This is a genomic window from Flavobacterium eburneipallidum, assembly GCF_027111355.2.
GTDB classification, from domain to species: domain Bacteria; phylum Bacteroidota; class Bacteroidia; order Flavobacteriales; family Flavobacteriaceae; genus Flavobacterium; species Flavobacterium eburneipallidum.
In genome coordinates, this window is sequence record NZ_CP114291.2 from 3,825,989 (window position 1) to 3,845,436 (window position 19,448).

Below are 19,448 nucleotides of genomic sequence, written 5' to 3' on the forward strand. Positions count from 1 at the left end.
AGAAGTTTTTTTGATATTTTATGTTTTTTTATAGACCAATAGAGAATAAGCCTTCAGGCTTGTCTTCTAGTGCGTTGAAACGGTCGGTGCATTCTCTAATAATTGAGAAGGCTTCGTTAACATCTCCCCATCCACCAACATCTACTTTTTTATTTTCTAAATCTTTATAAACTTGGAAAAAATGCTCGATTTCTTTTAATAAATGCGGGTTAATATCAGACAAATCTTCAAGTGAACTCCAAATTGGATCGGAAACTGGTACACAGATAATTTTATCATCAGAACCTTTGTCATCTGCCATGTGGAAAACACCAATTGGTTTTACTTCCATCACACAACCTGGGAAAGTTGGTTCGTTAATCAGAATCAAAACATCTAGTGGATCGCCATCTAGGGCTAAAGTTTCTGGGAAAAATCCATAATCTGCTGGATACATCATTGACGAAAACAACATTCTATCGAAACGAATTCTTTTTATTTCAAAATCGTATTCATATTTATTTCTACTCCCTCTTGGAATTTCGATTAATACATCGAATGTATTTATTTTATCTGCTGCCATTGTTGGTTTTTTTGTTTTCTAAATTTTGATTGCAAACATAAATAAACTTTATCTTTTATCAATGAAAAACTAGATATATCATCTATTACGATTTCGTTAATTTACAATTTAAAATCATGAATATAACATCACATTTTTAAATTCATTTAGAAAAAGTGTTTCATAATATTTTAGTGAAATTGGCCTTAAAAATAAAAGCCAAATGAAATTTTCACAGCAAATTTATTGGCTTCGGGCATTTCAAGATAATTACCTCTCCAGGAGAAATCGACTCTCAAGAGTTTGAAGATGTTTCCAATTCCTGCACTGTATTCCCAATAAATTTTTTCTGGCGCATTATAGTTTAATCCAGAGGCATTTATCAATCTGTTTTGGTCTGAAATAGTTCCGTAAATAGTCCTTATGCCAATATTTTCTCGCCAATTTAATTTTCTCATAAAAGGAATTCTGGAAAAAAATCGTCCTTGAAAATCATGACTCCATTTTAGAGTAGCATATTGATCGGTTACAAATTCATAAAACTGAAGATTATTAAAAGTATTGGGAATACTGAAAAGTGACTGATTTCCGGGTACAACACTCATCAAACCCAGCGGAATATACCCGAATGTTTTTCCCATTTCGACAACCACATCCGATCGACCCAACGGTCCAATAATGATGGGTTGTCTGTAAAACAATTGAATTTTTTTATAATTAAAATCGCTTGAAAACAAATTTTTAAATCCTTGGCTATACGTCACAAAAAGGCTGGTGTAAGGGCTATCAGCAATATCTCTTTCAACTCCAAAACCAATGTTTTTTCGGTTGGGAGCGTATTCTACTTGCAGGTTTACTTCTGATTGTTTTACCTGACTTTTTGTTGTTGATTGCGACAAATCAGTATAATAGTCTAAACTAAATTCTGATGATGCTGACGATAATGTTTTATAGGAAACTCCTGTTGCAAAAGTTAAATTCTTTAGAGGTTCTATTTCCAATTGCACATTGGTCAAATTGACATTGGTTAACTTATTATTTGTTCCAAAGGTAAGCAATCCCGAAGAGGCGTAACTGCGTCCAAGAATATCGTTGGTTGTAGTAAGCGAGGCTCCTATTTGTTCGATATCTCTCCTATTCCCTGCCGATATGATAATTCTCTTTTTATTGTTGACCATCCATTTTCCGGTAACGCCATATTTGAATTTATCGTCTCTAAATCCATAAGCTAGATAGGATTGTAATCGCCAAGTATCGTTTGGGGTAAAAAAAGTTCTGGCTCCCATGCGCATTCGCAATCCTTCGACAGCATTTTGTCCTATCATAGAATAAATAGGGCCATAATCGATACCATTTTTGTTGATAAAACCACTGTCAACAATTTCGACCAAACTGTATAATTGCTTGAATCTATTAACGGTTTGCAAGGTGTCGAGCATTTTATAAACGCCCTTTTCGTCTTTGGTCAATTTCTCGAAACGGTTTTCTTCCCAAAATTCTTCGGATTTATTATACACTTCTTGATCCAAATAATTGACTTCTTCTTTATAAAAAGGAGCTGGTTTTTCGATATTGAACTTATGATCTCTAAAGAATGTGGTTCGTTTTCCGTAAATACCTTTGGATTTTTCTTTCTTGTTCAAAGCAAAATCACTCATTAGATAATCTTTTGTAAGCAGAAAAACAGAATCATTCATCACTTCAAATTCTTGCTCGACATAAATGTCTTTTACCCAGTTAATATTGGCACTTTTAGTAGCTGCCATATTGATGTTTTTTATGGCAAAAGTGGTGTCATTGACCCAAAAATCGCCTTTGAAAGTTAATTCGTTTTTTCTTCTTGGATAAAAAAGAATGTTGTAGCACCATTTTTTATCTATAAATGCGCTATCTCTTAAAACATAGTTGTAAACATCAATTCCTGTTGTAGATAGTGGACTAGTAAAACTTTTGTCAAAGAAAGACAAGTGGTTGTCATAAATGTTGTACTCTGCATACAAATCATTTAAGAATGCTAAAATTTGCTGATTGCCATTAAATCCTGAAGTTTTATTTGCCTTGGTTATTTGTTTTACTTTCTTCAAAGCATTATCTCCATATACATTGGATAGTGCTTCATTGATAAAAATAGGCAAATAAGTTTTTCCTGTGATTTTTGAAGTATCGACTTGTTTAAACACAAACTCCATTCCCTTGAAAAGTTTGTTTTTCATATAAGCACTATCAATAGTATTCATATCAAACTCAATCTTCTCATACTTTTCCATTTGATATTGTTTGAACAAATACAGTCCATTTTTCTTCTTTTTCTCCCATATTTTTCTCAAAATATCAAGAGCTGGATTGTTTTTCTTGGAAGTTTTACCGGCATAAACCACCACTTCTTTTAAGCTTTCCATTTCGCTTAATCGAACTGTCATTTTATAAGTAACGGACTGATCTAATATAATTTCTCTGTCTGAAAAACCTACAGAAGAAACAATAAGTCCTGTATAATCCTTTGTGGATTCTAAATAAAACCGACCATCTTCATTAGCAACTATACCTTCGCTAGAGTTTTTAAACGCTACATTGGCAAACGGAATGGGGTTATTGGATTTATCGACAACAACACCTTCTACTTTTGTTTGGCCAAAAATAGAGCTTGATAAAATAAATAAAAACAGGAATTGGAAGGAAAATATTTTTTTCATATTCAAAAAAAAAACCTCATCAGATTTAGATTCTGATGAAGTTTCAAAGATAGTTATTTCAAAAACGTATTGATTGTCTTTTAAAAGCCCAATCGTTAATTTTTTTATAAATTATTTTTTGTACATTACTTTTTTCACTGCTTTTATCACATCGTCAGCATTTGGCAACCATTCTTTCAACAAAACTGGAGAGTAAGGCGCTGGAGTATCAGCAGTGGTAATACGTTGGATTGGCGCATCCAAGAAATCAAAAGCTTGTTCTTGAACAATATATGTAATTTCAGAAGAAACACTGGCAAATGGCCAAGCCTCTTCAAGAATTACCAATCTATTTGTTTTTTTAACTGATTTTAAAATCGCTTCATTATCCATTGGACGAACGGTTCTTAAATCGATAACTTCACAAGAGATTCCTTCTTTGGCTAAAGCATCAGCAGCGATGTAAGCTTCTTTAATGATTTTTCCGAAAGAAACAATTGTCACATCTGTACCTTCACGTTTGATATCAGCAACACCAATTGGAAGAACATATTCTCCATCTGGCACTTCGCCTTTGTCACCATACATTTGCTCTGATTCCATGAAAATAACTGGATCGTTATCACGAATAGCGGCTTTCAAAAGTCCTTTTGCATCATAAGGATTGGATGGAACCACAACTTTAAGACCTGGTGTATTAGCAAACCAGTTTTCTAAAGCTTGTGAGTGCGTTGCTCCTAATTGACCTGCAGAAGCGGTTGGCCCACGAAAAACGATAGGCACATTGAATTGTCCACCTGTCATTTGACGTACTTTTGCAGCATTATTGATAATTTGATCGATACCAACCAAACAGAAGTTAAAAGTCATATATTCTACAATTGGTCTGCAACCATTCATTGCTGAACCTACTGCAATTCCTGTAAATCCAAGCTCAGCAATAGGAGTATCAATTACTCTTTTTTCACCAAATTCAGCAAGCATTCCTTTTGAAGCTTTGTAAGCACCGTTGTATTCAGCAACTTCTTCACCCATTAAATATATTGACTCGTCGCGACGCATTTCTTCGCTCATCGCTTCGCAAATAGCCTCTCTAAATTGTATCGTTCTCATATTTTTTTAGTTTGTGTGTAATTTTCGAATGGCAAAAATAAATATTTTATACCACTTTAAAGCATAAATTTTGTTATAAAAATAAAGAAGCTATGCCTTAAAATTAAGTTTATCTCAACCAACCCAAAACGACTGTATTTAAAATATCCTTTTTTTGAGTTTACTAAATGCTAATTAGTTTACAAAAGACTATGCCTGCATAGTATATTATTCCGATAATTTATTTTAATTTTGTATTCCAATTTAGAAAAATTCTTAATTATGAAAATATTAGTTTGCATCAGTCACGTTCCTGATACTACTTCCAAAATTAATTTTGCCAACGGAGATTCTGAATTCGATACCAATGGTGTTTCGTTCGTAATCAATCCCAATGACGAATACGGTTTAACTCGTGCCATTTTATTCCAAGAACAACAAGGCGCAAATGTTACTGTTGTGAATGTTGGCGGACCAGAAACGGAGCCTACTTTAAGAAAAGCATTGGCTATTGGTGCTAACGATGCAATCCGTGTGAATGCCAATCCAACCGATAGTTTTTTTGTAGCTAAACAATTAGCTGAAGTAATCAAAAACGGAGGTTATGATTTAGTAATTGCTGGTAAAGAATCATTGGATTATAACGGAGGAATGGTTCCAGGAATGATTGCCGGAATTTTAGGATCTAATTTTTTGAATTCTTGTACTGAAATAACAGTTGATGGAACAAACGTAAAAGCGATTCGTGAAATTGATGGTGGAAGAGAAACGGTTTCGACTGCATTACCTTTAATCATTGGTGGACAAAAAGGATTGGTGGAAGAAAAAGACCTGCGTATTCCAAATATGAGAGGAATTATGACAGCCAGAACAAAACCATTAACTGTAGTAGAAGCTGTTGATGCTCCCATAAACACCAAAGCTGTAAAATTTGAAAAACCAGCTCCAAAATCAGCAGTAAAATTAGTTCCTGCAGATAATCTGGACGAATTAATTAATTTATTACACAACGAAGCCAAGGTAATTTAGTATTCAGTAATCAGTTTTTAGTATTCAGTTTCAGAAATCTAAAATCTAAAATCTAAAATCATTATGTCTATATTAATATATGCAGAATCTGCAGAAGGAAAATTCAAAAAAGTAGCTTTTGAATTGGCTTCTTATGCAAAGAAAGTAGCCGAATCATTAGGAACAACCGTTACAGCTGTAACTGTAAATGCTGGTGATGTTTCAGAATTATCAAAATACGGAATAGATAAAGTCCTGAAAGTAAGCAACGATAAATTAGCTGGTTTTTCTGCAAAAGCCTATGCTGATGTTATCAAACAAGCTGCTCAAAAAGAAGCTTCAAAAGTAGTTGTACTTTCTTCAACTACAGACAGTATTTATCTTGCACCACTAGTTGCTGTTTCATTAGAAGCTGGATTTGCTTCGAATGTGGTAGGATTACCCGTAAGCACTTCTCCTTTTCAGGTAAAAAGAAATGCTTTTTCAAACAAAGCTTTCAACATTACCGAAATCAGCAGTGATGTAAAAATTATTGGTTTAGCTAAAAACTCTTATGGAATTTTCGAAAACGCATCAACTTTAACCGAAGAAGATTTTAATCCAACAATCGGTGATAATGATTTTGGTATTAAAACAGAATCTGTAGAAAAAGTTACTGGAAAAGTTTCTTTGGCTGATGCCGACATTGTAGTTTCAGGAGGTCGTGGATTAAAAGGCCCTGAAAACTGGGGATTAATTGAAGATTTAGCTGCCGTTCTTGGAGCTGCAACAGCTTGTTCTAAACCAGTATCAGATTTAGGCTGGAGACCTCACGGAGAACACGTAGGGCAAACCGGAAAACCAGTAGCATCTAATTTATATGTTGCAGTCGGAATTTCGGGAGCGATTCAACACATAGCAGGAATCAACTCTTCAAAAGTAAAAGTAGTTATCAATTCAGACCCTGAAGCTCCTTTCTTTAAAGTTGCTGATTACGGAATTGTTGGAGATGCTTTTGAAGTTGTACCTCAACTTATCGAAAAACTAAAAGTATTTAAAGCTCAAAATTAATCGCTTTTTATATTTTTCAAAAAAGAACTATCCAGATTATAAATTGGGATAGTTCTTTTTGTTTCAATCCGTTTTTTGAAGCAAAAAGTTTTTGTTACTTTGCGGTAGCAAAAATAAAAAACCAAAATATATTTTTTAGGGTATAGAAATCAATTCTAAAATCTAAAATCTGCAATCTAAAATCTAAAAATGAGTTTAGTAAAATTATCCATAAAAGGAATTTCATACAGTCAAACCCAAAACGGGGCTTATGCCTTGATTTTAAATGAGGTTGATGGCGAAAGAAAACTGCCTATTGTTATTGGCGCTTTCGAAGCTCAATCTATTGCCATTGCTTTAGAAAAAGAAATAAAACCTCCACGCCCATTGACTCACGATTTGTTCAAAAATTTTGCTGAACGTTTTGATATTGTTGTCAAACAAGTCATTATTCACAAGCTAGTTGACGGTGTTTTTTATTCCAGCATTATTTGTGAAAGAGACAAAATCGAAGAAATTATCGATGCCAGAACATCAGATGCTATAGCACTGGCTTTGCGCTTTAACGCTCCTATTTTTACCTATAAAAACATTTTGGACAAAGCGGGTATTTACCTGAAGGCAAATCCATTGGAAAGCGATAAAGAAAGCCAAGAAATGGACGATGTGCTTTCTAATCCAGAAACTTTTGGTATGCAAGAAAGCAACCAATCAGGAGAGACGTATTCGAAACACAGTTTACAAGAATTAAACGAATTGCTCGATCAAGCTGTAGAACACGAAGATTACGAAAAAGCTGCCAAAATTAGAGACGAAATTTCGAGAAGACAGTAAAAAATTAGTGTTCAGTGTTCAGAAAACAGTATTCAGATTACAAACTATAACCTAAAGACGAACAGTTTGCTTCGTTCCTCGCAATAAAATGAAACAATATTTAGATTTGGTACAGCACGTTTTAGAAAACGGAAATCAAAAAGGAGATCGAACAGGAACAGGAACAAAAAGTGTTTTTGGTTACCAAATGCGATTTGATTTAGCCGAGGGTTTTCCGATGGTAACGACTAAAAAATTACATCTAAAATCGATTATTCACGAATTGCTTTGGTTCTTGAAAGGCGAGACCAATATTGGATACCTCAAAGAAAATGGAGTAAAAATTTGGGATGCTTGGGCTGATGAAAATGGAGATTTAGGCCCTGTTTACGGTCACCAATGGCGCAACTGGAACAGCGAAGAAATCGATCAAATTGCTGATCTCATCCAAGAACTCAAAACCAATCCGAATAGCCGAAGAATGCTGGTTTCCGCTTGGAATCCTAGTGTTCTCCCAGATACTTCTAAATCTTTTGCAGAAAATGTAGCCAACAATAAAGCAGCTTTACCTCCTTGTCACGCTTTCTTTCAATTTTATGTAGCCGATGGAAAATTATCTTGTCAATTGTACCAAAGAAGTGCTGATATTTTTCTAGGTGTGCCATTCAACATTGCTTCTTATGCTTTATTTACAATGATGATTGCTCAAGTCTGTGATTTGGAATTAGGCGAATTTATTCACACTTTTGGCGATGCACACATTTACAACAACCATTTTGAGCAACTGGAATTGCAATTGTCACGCAAACCAAAACCATTACCAAAAATGATTTTGAATCCTGCCGTAAAAAATATATTCGACTTTACTTTTGAAGATTTTACGCTAGTGGGTTACGAACCACACGATTCTATAAAAGGAAGTGTTGCGGTTTAACTTCATCTATTGAAATAAATAATTTATATAAAAATATGCCAACACCAGCTTCAGAATGTTTGTATTGCCAAAACAATGAGACATTACACAATTTAATGATTAAAATTACGGATTTAGAAGTTTCGCAATTATTCTTGTTCAAAGAGCAATCTTATACGGGTCGTTGTAATGTAGTTTATAAGGACCACGGCGTGGAACTTCACGAATTGAGTGATGATCAACGTGATGCTTTTATGCGTGATGTTGCCAAAACTGCCAAAGCCATTGCAGCAGCATTTAACCCAACAAAAATCAACTACGGTGCTTATGCAGATACTCTATCGCATCTGCACATGCACATCGTTCCTAAATACAAAGACGGATACGGTTTTGGAGGTGTATTTGAAATGAACCCACAAAAAACATATCTTTCTGACGCAGAATACAATGAAGTAATCGCAAAAATAAAAGCAGGCTTATAAACACCAATCTTATTCTTGAACCAAAATAAAAAATCCGCTTTACAGCGGATTTTATTTTTATTTAAACTACTAAAACACCATTTTCGGCACCTGCAAAACCATTCCAAATAAAAGAATCAGCTTCTGGCTCGTTGATGTAAGCACCATCTACAATATACTTAAACTCATAAGACGCCTCTTTTGGAATTTCAAAAACTCCCTTGAAAGTACCGTTTTTCAACTTTGACAACTCTCCTTTTTCAGGATTCCAATCATTGAAATCGCCCACAACTGAAGCTGTACTTGCTTCTTTGGCTTCAACCGAAAATGTAACTTTACAAACCGGTTTCGTTTTTACGAATTGTTTTTTTATTGCCATAACCATTTCATTTTTATAATTATACAACAAAGTACGCTTATTTCTTTTTACATCCAACATTTAAAGGACAGATTTACGACTATCTTAAAAACAATCCTAATTTTCGGATAGATTCCTAAAAATGATTGCCTAATTTTTTTACATCCCAAAATAGAAAATAGGAGTCTTTGAAGAATCTTAAATTAAAATAATAGCATTTCAAAATAAATTTTATCTTTATAATCAAAATTTGACTTTATGGAAAAAGAACAACAAGAACTATATGAATATGCTCGAAGAAGAATAGTTCAAAAAAAGAGACTGTATTTCCACTTTGTTTTATTTGTTCTGGGCAGCATCTTCCTATTTATTTCCAATCATTTTCAAGCATTTGGCTTTACTGCTAACTGGTGTATTTGGGTCATTGCCGCATGGGCATTTTTATTTGTACTGCACTTCATAAAAGTGTATATCACAGATAGATTTATGAATAAAGCCTGGGAAAAAGAACAAATCGACAGGCTGATTCTTAAACAAGAAAAAAAAATAGCCCAACTACAAACTAAAATAGAAGAAGAAACAGCCTCTAAAACTCAATAAAAAATGATAATTATGATTGCGGCTGTTGCCGAAAACAATGCGTTAGGAAAGAACAACGATTTACTTTGGCACTTGCCTAATGATTTCAAACGATTCAAAGCAGTTACTTCTGGACATTATATTATTATGGGGAGAAAAACGTTTGAAAGTTTCCCAAAACCTTTGCCTAATAGAACTCACGTTATTATAACTCGACAAAAAGATTTTCAGTACGAGGGTTGTATCGTTGTCGATTCAATACAAAAAGCAATTGAAGTTTGTCCTAAAAATGAAACTATTTTTGTAATTGGCGGTGGCGAAATTTACACTCAATCTATGGCTTTTGCGGATCAATTGGACATCACAAGAGTGCATCATTCATTCGAAGCAGATGTTTATTTCCCTGAAATAAATCCTGAAATCTGGGACTTAACCAGCGAAACCTTTAACACAAAAGACGAAAAACATCTTTTTGATTATACTTTTCAAACATTTGTTAGAAAAAAGTAAACCTGCTAAACAGAAAATATCCAAAAATCTAGTTTACCTTTGTTTCAAATTTTAAAAAATGTCAAAAAACATCACTCCTTATAAAGACTCTACTTTAAGCAAAAAAGAACAAGTTGCCTCCATGTTCGACACCATTTCGGGTAATTATGACAACCTAAATCGAGTTATTTCTTTTGGAATAGACGTGAAATGGCGCAAAAAAGTGTTGCAAATGGTAGCTAAAACCAATCCGAAAACAATTTTGGATATTGCCACAGGAACAGGCGATTTGGCAATTTTAATGGCAGAAACCAAGGCCGAACAAATCATTGGTTTAGATATTTCGGCAGGAATGCTGGAAGTGGGTAAGAAAAAAATTGAAGAAAAAAAGTTATCCAGCACTATAGAAATGGTTTTGGCAGATTCGGAGAACATGCCCTTTGATGACAATTATTTTGATGCTATAACAGTGGCTTTTGGTGTTCGAAATTTTGAAAATCTAGAAAAAGGATTGGCTGAAATTTTGAGAGTTTTAAAACCTAATGGGATTTTTGTTATTTTAGAAACTTCGGTTCCAAACAAAACGCCTTACAAGCAAGGCTACACCTTTTACAGCAAAAACATCTTACCTCTTATTGGCAAACTCTTCTCAAAAGACAATGTTGCTTACGGATATTTGTCAGAATCGGCAGCGGCTTTTCCTTATGGTGAAGCGCTAAACAATATTTTGAGAAAAATTGGGTTTATAGATGTGGTTGCTTTGCCACAAACTTTTGGAGTGGCCACTATTTATTCAGCTTCCAAAAAATAATATGAGAAAAATAATTATCATACTGTTATTAGCAATCGTTACTAAAGGTCAGGCTCAAATAGCCAATAGACTATTCAGTAAAGATCCTATTATTAATCTAGAGAATTTTCAAAAACAACGTTTGCATTTTGGGTTTTACTTGGGTTTTAATTCCTATGACTTCAAAATGGATTATAAAACAGTAAGCGAGGATATTCAGGTCAAAAAAAGCAATGGTTTCAATGTGGGATTGGTTGCTGATTTGAAGCTTCATGAATACATTCGGCTGCGATTTGAACCCGGATTGTATTACACTAAAAGAGATTTATACTACCCTTTGAGCTATTTCCCGACTACTCCTACTCGTTCGGATGTGATTCGAGAAGTAAATAGTACTAACCTACATTTTCCTTTATTACTGAAATTTTCTGCATTAAGAACTGGAAATGTTCGTCCGTATTTATTGGGTGGTGTTTCGGCAACTTTAAATTTATCGAGCAATTCAAAAGTAATAGATGACAATTCCGAGGATATCTTTAGAGTAAAACCTTGGACAACAAATTATGAACTTGGTTTTGGTATTGATATTTTTTCAGAATATTTTATATTTTCTCCTTCTATACGTGGTGTTTTCGGACTTAACGATGAATTAATTCGTGATAACGACGCTAATAGTCCGTGGACTGGAAATATTGAATCGATGAAAACCAGAGCTGTTTTTATCAATTTTACTTTTCACTAGTCTTAAATAGTAGGCAGTGTTCAGATTTCAGTGTTCAGGTTTCGGCAAAATTCACTCAAAACAATAGCCGTTGCGGTAGCTACATTAAGGCTTTCTGTTTTTTGAAGGGTTCCAAAACGAGGAATAGACAACCTATTTTTAGCCCATTTTTCAAGTTGTGGAGAAATTCCATTGGCTTCGTTGCCCATTATAATGATTCCCTCTTGAGGCAAATTCGTTTTATAAATATTGGTTCCATCCATAAAAGTTCCAAAAACTGGCAGTTGAGTTTCTTTAATAAAAGATTCTAAATCAATATAATTCACATTCACTCTAGCAATAGAACCCATTGTGGCTTGAACTACTTTTGGATTATAAATATCAACAGTTTCCTTGGAACAAATTAATTGACCAATTCCGAACCAGTCGCACAATCGCAATATAGTTCCTAAATTGCCTGGGTCACGGATGGAATCAAGAGCCACAATCAATCCTGATTCGATAATTTTTTTCTCGGCTGGAATTTTAAAAACAGCCAAACAGGTATTTGGAGTTGTCAGAGCACTGATTTTTTTTAAATCAGTTTCTGAAATTGTAGTTTTTTTATCTTTAGAAACTTCCTGAAAATCGTTTTGAGTGGTGTATAAATGTTCTAATTCAAAATTTGATGCTACCAATTCTTGGATTACCTTTATGCCCTCTGCAATAAATAATTGATGAGCAGCCCTATATTTTTTTTGTTGCAAACTCGTTATAAGCTTTATTTGGTTTTTACTAACCATAAAAAATGTACTTTTGAATTATATTTTAAGAACAGTTGAAAAAGATTAGCACAAAAATAACAACATTTATTTTAATCGGAATAATTATCTCGGCTTGCGAGACTACAAAACGTGTCCCGAAAGGTAAACAGCTTCTTACCAAGAATGAAATTTCTGTAAATGAGAAAAAAACTAATGATGAAGAAGTAATCAATCAATTGTATCAAAAACCCAACAGTTCGATTTTGGGTTACCGACTACGGTTGAATTTATACAATCTGGCTAAACCGAATCCAGACTCCTCGTACCAGGCTAAATTCACAAACAATCCAGACAAGTACGAACGAATGTCCAAATTGTTATCGGCTAAACAAGTAGATCGTTTGGGACAATCCTTTTGGTACAAAGGAATTCCAAATTTCTTAAAAAAAACTGGAGAAGCTCCCGTTATTCTTGACACCATTAGAGCTAACAAATCGATTTCGAGATTGAAATACTATTATTTCAACAATGGCTTTTTTAGTGTAAAAGCCAATTACAAAGTAGATAGTATTACTGCCAAAAAAGCCGCTGTAAAATACACCCTAACCACTGGAAATCCTTATTTTCTTGACACCATAAAAACCAGTATCAAAACTCCTGCATTGGATTCTTTGTACGAAGCAAACAAGGCAGAAGCCATTTTGAAATCAGGCAATCAATACAAAACCAAAGATTTTGAAGAAGAAAAAAACAGGATTAGTACTCATTTTAGAAATCGTGGTGCCTATAATTTTCAATCCAATTACATAACTTATGATTTAGACACTCTCAACAGCAATAACAAAGTAAATGTCAATCTAAAAATAAATAATTATTCGTATCAAGAAAACGACTCTACTAAAACAGAACCTTTTAAAATATACAAAATAAGCGACGTAAAAATTTATACCGATTATTCAGCCGCAACTAGCAAAGAGCCCATCACAGACAGTACAACTTATAACAACTTTAACCTTTACAGTCACAGCAAATTAAAATACAGACCAAGAGCCATAACCGATGCTGTTTTTATCAACAAAGGAAATTTATTTGCCGATTTCCGAACTGTTTTGACCACACGCTATTTGAATAATCTCAAAACATTTAACTATCCAACAATTTTGTATGAAGTGGACAAAAGAGACTCAACAGCACAATCTTTGATTGCCAAAGTCTATTTATCTCCTCGAAAAAAGTACAGTTTCAACCCAAGTCTTGATGTTACCCACTCTAACATTCAGGATATTGGAATATCAGCCAGCGTTGGAGGAACGATTCGAAATATATTTAACGGAGCCGAAACATTAGAAATATCAGGCAGAGGTAACATTGGTTCTTCTCAAGATATGGCCAACCCTAAAAATAATTTTTTCAATGTATCGGAATATGGAATCGATTTAAAATTAAATATCCCAAGAATATGGTTGCCTTTCGAGACTGAAAAAATCATTCCTAAAAGCATGATTCCATCAACCATTCTTTCGGCAGGATTGTCAACACAACAAAATATTGGACTAGACAAACAAAATTTCACTAGTATCCTCGCCTACAATTGGACTCCAAAACGAAATAGCACCGCTCGTTTTGACTTATTCAATATGCAATACGTTCGAAATTTGAACCCTGAAAACTACTTCAACGTTTATGAATCTTCATATAATGCCTTGAACAATATTGGAAAAACATACAACACTGAACCTGAATTTGTTGATGACGATGGCAATTTAAGAATAGAATCTGGAACAAAAGGATTTACAAACGCCGTTTTGTCCAACAACACCGCTTTAACCACAGCAGACCAAGAATATGCTGATGTGCTCAATATTGAGGAAAGACGCATTAGACTAACAGAAAATGATTTCATTTTGGCCTCTAGTTTTACCTTTTCTAAAACAACTAAAACCGACATACAAGACAATAACTTTTATCTTTTTAGAACAAAAATAGAATCAGCAGGTTCACTTTTGTCACTAATTTCAAACACTACTGGTTTGCAAAAAAACAAAAATGGAAACTATGAAATCTTTAATTTAGAATATTCAGAATACATCAAAACAGAGTTTGATTACATCAAATATTGGGATTTATCTAAAGAGAAAGTAATTGCTATTCGTTCCTTTTTTGGAATTGCAATCCCTTACGGAAACTCTAATAATATTCCGTTTTCGAGAAGTTACTTTGCTGGCGGATCGAATGACAATAGAGCTTGGCAACCCTATCGTTTAGGACCAGGAAGCAGCGGTGCGATAAATGATTTCAACGAAGCCAATATGAAAATAGCTTTGAGTGCCGAATTCCGATTTAAAATATTTGGCAGTTTAAAAGGGGCATTATTTGCCGATGCTGGCAATATTTGGAATGTACTAGACAACATCACTTTTGACAGCGCTTCGTTTAAAAAAGCATCTGATTTAAAAGAATTAGCACTAGGAACAGGATTTGGTTTGCGCTATGATTTGAACTTTTTTGTAGTCCGATTTGATTTAGGATTTAAAACTTATAACCCAGCTAATGAAAGCAATAAAAGATGGTTTAACGAATACGATTTCGCAAATTCTGTACTTAATTTTGGTATAAATTATCCATTTTAACTGCATTTAATCTTATTTTTGCATTGATTATATAACCAAATAAAAACAAAATAAACAAATTACTATGGCACATAATATCAAACCAGGAGTAGCTACAGGAGATCAAGTTCAAGAAATCTTCAATTATGCGAAAGAAAAAGGCTTTGCACTTCCAGCTGTAAATGTTATTGGATCAGACACGATAAATGGAGTTTTGGAAACTGCTGCAAAATTAAATGCGCCAGTAATTATCCAATTTTCAAACGGAGGAGCACAATTCAATGCTGGAAAAGGACTTTCTAACGCTGGTGAAAAAGCAGCAATCGCTGGTGGAATTGCAGGGGCAAAACACATCCACACTTTGGCAGAAGCTTATGGAGCAACTGTAATTCTTCATACGGATCACTGTGCTAAAAAATTATTACCTTGGATTGACGGATTATTAGATGCTTCTGAAAAACATTTTGCCGAAACTGGAAAACCATTATACTCTTCACACATGATTGATTTGTCAGAAGAGCCAATCGAAGAAAACATCGAAATTTGTAAAGAATATTTAGCTCGTATGAGCAAAATGGGAATGACATTAGAAATCGAACTAGGAATTACTGGTGGTGAAGAAGACGGTGTAGATAATTCAGATGTAGATAGTTCAAAATTATACACACAACCCGAAGAAGTAGCTTATGCTTACGAAGAATTATCAAAAGTAAGTCCAAGATTTACTATTGCAGCTGCTTTTGGAAACGTTCACGGTGTTTACAAACCAGGAAACGTAAAATTGACTCCAAAAATCTTGAAAAACTCTCAAGATTTTGTTCAAGCAAAATTCAAAACAGGTCACAACCCAGTTGACTTCGTTTTCCACGGAGGTTCAGGTTCTACATTAGAAGAAATCAGAGAAGGAATTAGCTACGGTGTTATCAAAATGAACATTGATACGGATTTGCAATTTGCTTTTACTGAAGGAATCCGTGATTTTATGGTGGATAACATCGAATACTTGAAAACTCAAATCGGAAACCCAACTGGTGCTGATGCTCCAAACAAAAAATATTACGATCCAAGAAAATGGTTGCGTGAGGGTGAAGTAACTTTCACAAAAAGATTAGAACAAGCATTTGCAGATTTAAATAACGTAAATACACTATAAAAATTACGAATTTCAAATTACGAATTACGAGAGCAACTAATGTTCTCGTAATTTTTTTTTATAAAAAATAGAAAGAAAATACAGATGCAAACAGTTTCAAAGTAAAGATACTTGCATATTTTTTGTTTCTATATCAAAAAAAAGTAATTTTGTAGATTGCTCACTGTCTTAAATAAGAAGTACGGCTATTGTTTTGCTGCTTTAAAGTAATTCATAACTCATAACTCATAATTCATAATTAACAAAAATGGCTTGGTTTAAAAGAACAGAAAAAGGAATTACTACAGCTACCGAAGACAAAATGGATGTCCCAAAAGGACTTTGGTACAAATCACCTACTGGAAAAATTATTGATGCCGAGGAATTGGCACGTAATCTATGGGTAAGTCCAGAAGATGGTTTCCATGTACGAATTGGTAGTGCTGAATATTTCGAAATATTATTTGACGACAACGAATTTGTAGAATTGGATGAGAAAATTACCTCAAAAGATCCTTTACATTTTGTGGATACCAAAAAATATTCTGATCGTTTGAAAGACGTTATGGCAAAAACCAAATTGAAAGATGCGGTTCGAACAGGCGTTGGAAAATCAAAAGGAAAAGACTTGGTAGTTTGTTGTATGGATTTTGCTTTTATCGGAGGTTCTATGGGAGCTGTGGTAGGAGAAAAAATTGTTCGTGGAGTGGATTATTCTATCAAAAACAACATTCCATTTGTAATGATTTCAAAATCTGGTGGTGCTAGAATGATGGAAGCGGCTCTTTCTTTAATGCAATTGGCAAAAACTTCGGTAAAACTAGCCCAATTAGCCGAAGCAAAAATTCCTTACATTTCGCTTTGTACCGACCCAACTACTGGTGGAACAACTGCCTCTTATGCGATGCTTGGTGACATTAACATTGCCGAACCAGGCGCATTGATTGGTTTTGCTGGTCCTAGAGTTGTAAAAGATACGACTGGAAAAGATTTACCAGAAGGATTCCAAACTTCCGAGTTTGTTATGGAACATGGATTTTTGGATTTCATTACTCCAAGAAAGGAATTGAAAGACACCATCAATTTATACATTGATTTAATTCAAAATAACGCTATTAGATAAATTCAAAGTCCCGAGAAATCGGGATTTTTTTTAAGTCTATTGTTTAATAAGTTACGAATGCTTCAAAATTTAGATTTGGAATATTCGTAATTTTTTTATTTCTAACAACATCCAGCCTAAATTGCCCTTTTCCCCCAGCTGATTAATAGTTTTCATCCGATAAGCTAAAAAAAATAGAAATATTGAACGGAATTTGTACATTTGTAAAACACTTAAAAAGGTTAATATTATGGATTTAGCAGCTAGAAAATATAGTTTTATACAAGAGTTAGCTACTGTTGATGAAAGTCTTTTAGAGAAGCTTGAAAAAATTTTAAAGGATAATAAAAAAGATTGGTTTAACGAATTATCAACTGAAGAACAGGTAGAAATAGAAATTGGCATAAAGCAAGCCGATAATAATGAATTTGTAAATCACGAAACAGTAATGGGTAAATTTGCAAAATGGCATTAGAAATAAAATGGACGCCACAAGCAGACAAAGGATTAGAAAGAGTAATACAATATTTAGAGGCAGAATGGACAGTAAGAGAGATTTTGTAACTGGAAAAGAAGATAAAACAAGTAACTAAACAAATTAGTCTTAATCCAGAACTATTCCCAAAATCAGAAACCTATAAAAAGCTGTACAAAGCAATTGTTGACAAGAATAATTATTTGGTTTACAGAGTAAATACAAAAAAAGGTTCTGTCGAAATAGTAAATTTTAGAGGAACAAAACAAAAACCGAAATATTAAAAATGACCGCTTTAAAAGAGCGGTTTTTATATGTCTAAAATCAATTATAAAACAAGAATCCAAATCCAAACAGCAGAGTTCGAAGTCGGAGACATTCGAACAGCATCACTAGATTTTAGTAACTTTTTTTATACAAGACTTCGTAGAGCTAGGTTCAGATATGCCTACATTCAGTACACACGAGCCAGGACACGTTTTGCAATATCGAATTTTAGGAAGATTTTATTATCCTTTAATAGCATTGCCAAGTTTAATCAATACACAACTTAATCTGAGTATTTTTGATTACACGGAAAAGTCTGCCAACACTTTATGGTATATTTATACTGGTGAATATGACAAAACTAATGAAATGTATTTTTTTGATGTGAAAAAAATTAGAAATTAATATTATGAAAAAAAGCTCTTTTTATGTTGCCTGTTTAATGTTTTTTTTATTAACGGGTTGTGGTTATAAGAAAGATAAATTATCTGTGAAAAATATAACAAGTAATGATATGTGTTGCGTTTTGTTAGCTAAAGATATTAATAAAGGGTTTTATTACCAAGTTGGTGATATATGTAAAATAAAAAGATTCACTTCTGAATCTCCAATAATTCATACAACTATGAGTAGTATTTCTGATGAAATAAAAGATGAGACAAACGATGGTAATTTATATGTACTCTTTTATAACGAGGACATCCAAGATTATGTCTATAAAAATATGGAGAATAAAATGGATAATTTAATTCATAATAAAAAAATAAAAAGTCACAAATATTCATTAAAGGAGTTAGATAGTTTGAATTGGCAAATCGAATATAAAGCAGAATAGGAATTGCTAATATTGGGATTCTATTCTAGCTCTAGCTATAACCCGATCGATTACTATGATTTTGCCAAATAATAATTCATAAATTTTTCATTTACATTTTGCTAATAATTTAATAAATTTGGTTTAGGAAAAAAAATAAGTCTTGCGAAGGGGAAAAGATTTTTTCTCTTTCCTTTCAAAAGAAAATATTATTTAATGTTGTTTAAGCTACTTGTCTTTTTTCGAACGTTTTGTTTTCCCCCCGCTCCCGCACGAATCCTTTCGTGTGGTAGTTTGTTATAAAGCTTAATTTTGTATTTATTAAACAGTTTTAGTAGGTGCTTTTTAGTTTTTAGGAAGATGTTTATATGGTGTCCACACGAAAGGATTCGTGCGGTAGCGGGGGATTTTGTCATTCTGACGAAGGAAGAATCTCAACAAACGTGAGCAACTAACACGAGATTCCTCCTTCGTCGGAATGACAAATAAAGCTTAACTTAATGACATTGTGCTCGGACTAGCCTAGTGTTTACTAATGCTTGGACTAGCGGGGTCGAACAGCATTCCTTGATTTTAGGAACTTTTGTTATAGAAGACTTCGTTTAGCCTTTAATTCAAAATAACGCTATCAGATAAATTCAAAGTCCCGAGCAATCGGGATTTTTTTATAAGTCTATTGTTTAAAAAGTTACGAATGCTGCAAAAATTAAGATTTGGAGTATTCGTAACTTTTTTATTTCTAACAACATCCAGCCTAAATCGCCCTTTTTACCATATTTTTTAAACATTTCCTAGTCAAAACGTGAAATAAGTGCAAATTTTTCACTAAAATTGGTGTTT

20 protein-coding genes are annotated in these 19,448 nt (G+C 33.6%); 15 read left to right on the forward strand and 5 right to left on the reverse strand.

The window, feature by feature from the left end; translation table 11 throughout:
- Positions 1 to 28 precede the first annotated feature (28 nt).
- From OZP15_RS16160 to OZP15_RS16170, 3 genes are all read right to left on the reverse strand, one after another.
- A complete protein-coding gene (locus OZP15_RS16160) occupies positions 29 to 562 on the reverse strand; it encodes an inorganic diphosphatase (protein ID WP_269226450.1) in 534 nt (177 codons plus the stop codon).
- Between the two features lie 185 nt (positions 563 to 747).
- Complete coding sequence (locus OZP15_RS16165; RefSeq protein ID WP_281336641.1) at positions 748 to 3,234, reverse strand: DUF5686 family protein; 2,487 nt, start codon at positions 3,232 to 3,234, stop codon at positions 748 to 750.
- Between the two features lie 111 nt (positions 3,235 to 3,345).
- Positions 3,346 to 4,326, reverse strand: a complete 981-nt coding sequence (locus OZP15_RS16170; RefSeq protein ID WP_281336642.1) for a pyruvate dehydrogenase complex E1 component subunit beta — start codon at positions 4,324 to 4,326, stop codon at positions 3,346 to 3,348.
- Positions 4,327 to 4,587: 261 nt separating this feature from the next.
- On the opposite strand from OZP15_RS16170, the gene OZP15_RS16175 reads away from it, so the two are divergent.
- From OZP15_RS16175 to OZP15_RS16195, 5 genes are all read left to right on the forward strand, one after another.
- The gene (locus OZP15_RS16175) at positions 4,588 to 5,334 is read left to right on the forward strand and encodes an electron transfer flavoprotein subunit beta/FixA family protein (protein WP_269226451.1); all 747 of its coding nucleotides are present in this window, start codon (positions 4,588 to 4,590) and stop codon (positions 5,332 to 5,334) included.
- A gap of 63 nt (positions 5,335 to 5,397) precedes the next feature.
- Positions 5,398 to 6,363 (forward strand): electron transfer flavoprotein subunit alpha/FixB family protein, encoded by a 966-nt coding sequence (locus tag OZP15_RS16180; RefSeq protein WP_281336643.1) that lies wholly within the window; start codon positions 5,398 to 5,400, stop codon positions 6,361 to 6,363.
- Positions 6,364 to 6,552: 189 nt separating this feature from the next.
- Entirely contained in the window at positions 6,553 to 7,176 is a 624-nt protein-coding gene (locus tag OZP15_RS16185) for a bifunctional nuclease family protein (RefSeq protein WP_269226453.1), read from the forward strand.
- Between the two features lie 88 nt (positions 7,177 to 7,264).
- On the forward strand, positions 7,265 to 8,089 hold the full coding sequence (locus OZP15_RS16190) for a thymidylate synthase (protein WP_281336644.1): 825 nt from the start codon (positions 7,265 to 7,267) through the stop codon (positions 8,087 to 8,089).
- Between the two features lie 35 nt (positions 8,090 to 8,124).
- Complete coding sequence (locus OZP15_RS16195) at positions 8,125 to 8,550, forward strand: HIT family protein (RefSeq protein ID WP_269226455.1); 426 nt, start codon at positions 8,125 to 8,127, stop codon at positions 8,548 to 8,550.
- A 61-nt stretch (positions 8,551 to 8,611) separates the two neighbouring features.
- Here the strand turns inward: OZP15_RS16195 and OZP15_RS16200 are convergent, their stop codons facing one another.
- Entirely contained in the window at positions 8,612 to 8,908 is a 297-nt protein-coding gene (locus OZP15_RS16200; protein ID WP_269226456.1) for an isoamylase early set domain-containing protein, read from the reverse strand.
- Positions 8,909 to 9,145: 237 nt separating this feature from the next.
- Between OZP15_RS16200 and OZP15_RS16205 the strand changes: the two genes are divergently transcribed.
- From OZP15_RS16205 to porT, 4 genes are read left to right on the forward strand one after another with little or no spacing between them, the layout of a single operon-like run.
- Positions 9,146 to 9,487 (forward strand): 2TM domain-containing protein, encoded by a 342-nt coding sequence (locus tag OZP15_RS16205; RefSeq protein ID WP_281336645.1) that lies wholly within the window; start codon positions 9,146 to 9,148, stop codon positions 9,485 to 9,487.
- A 3-nt stretch (positions 9,488 to 9,490) separates the two neighbouring features.
- Positions 9,491 to 9,976, forward strand: a complete 486-nt coding sequence (locus OZP15_RS16210) for a dihydrofolate reductase (protein ID WP_269226458.1) — start codon at positions 9,491 to 9,493, stop codon at positions 9,974 to 9,976.
- 58 nt (positions 9,977 to 10,034) lie between these two features.
- Positions 10,035 to 10,766: a bifunctional demethylmenaquinone methyltransferase/2-methoxy-6-polyprenyl-1,4-benzoquinol methylase UbiE gene (ubiE, locus tag OZP15_RS16215; protein ID WP_269226459.1), complete on the forward strand. Its 732-nt coding sequence runs from the start codon at positions 10,035 to 10,037 to the stop codon at positions 10,764 to 10,766.
- 1 nt (position 10,767) lies between these two features.
- Positions 10,768 to 11,487, forward strand: coding sequence for a type IX secretion/gliding motility protein PorT/SprT (porT, locus tag OZP15_RS16220; protein ID WP_269226460.1), 720 nt, complete (start codon positions 10,768 to 10,770; stop codon positions 11,485 to 11,487).
- A gap of 20 nt (positions 11,488 to 11,507) precedes the next feature.
- Here porT and OZP15_RS16225 read toward each other — a convergent pair whose 3' ends face one another.
- The gene (locus OZP15_RS16225; protein WP_281336646.1) at positions 11,508 to 12,248 is read right to left on the reverse strand and encodes a TrmH family RNA methyltransferase; all 741 of its coding nucleotides are present in this window, start codon (positions 12,246 to 12,248) and stop codon (positions 11,508 to 11,510) included.
- A gap of 35 nt (positions 12,249 to 12,283) precedes the next feature.
- Here OZP15_RS16225 and tamL point away from each other — a divergent pair, with 35 nt between their 5' ends.
- From tamL to OZP15_RS16255, 6 genes are all read left to right on the forward strand, one after another.
- Positions 12,284 to 14,839, forward strand: a complete 2,556-nt coding sequence (gene tamL, locus OZP15_RS16230) for a translocation and assembly module lipoprotein TamL (protein ID WP_281336647.1) — start codon at positions 12,284 to 12,286, stop codon at positions 14,837 to 14,839.
- 64 nt (positions 14,840 to 14,903) lie between these two features.
- Positions 14,904 to 15,971 (forward strand): class II fructose-bisphosphate aldolase, encoded by a 1,068-nt coding sequence (gene fbaA / locus OZP15_RS16235; RefSeq protein ID WP_281336648.1) that lies wholly within the window; start codon positions 14,904 to 14,906, stop codon positions 15,969 to 15,971.
- Positions 15,972 to 16,218: 247 nt separating this feature from the next.
- Entirely contained in the window at positions 16,219 to 17,073 is an 855-nt protein-coding gene (gene accD / locus OZP15_RS16240) for an acetyl-CoA carboxylase, carboxyltransferase subunit beta (protein ID WP_269226461.1), read from the forward strand.
- Positions 17,074 to 17,302: 229 nt separating this feature from the next.
- The gene (locus OZP15_RS16245) at positions 17,303 to 17,527 is read left to right on the forward strand and encodes a hypothetical protein (protein WP_269226462.1); all 225 of its coding nucleotides are present in this window, start codon (positions 17,303 to 17,305) and stop codon (positions 17,525 to 17,527) included.
- Between the two features lie 444 nt (positions 17,528 to 17,971).
- Positions 17,972 to 18,199, forward strand: a complete 228-nt coding sequence (locus OZP15_RS16250) for a hypothetical protein (RefSeq protein WP_281336649.1) — start codon at positions 17,972 to 17,974, stop codon at positions 18,197 to 18,199.
- Between the two features lie 4 nt (positions 18,200 to 18,203).
- Positions 18,204 to 18,629, forward strand: a complete 426-nt coding sequence (locus OZP15_RS16255) for a hypothetical protein (protein WP_281336650.1) — start codon at positions 18,204 to 18,206, stop codon at positions 18,627 to 18,629.
- The last annotated feature ends 819 nt before the right edge of the window (positions 18,630 to 19,448 follow it).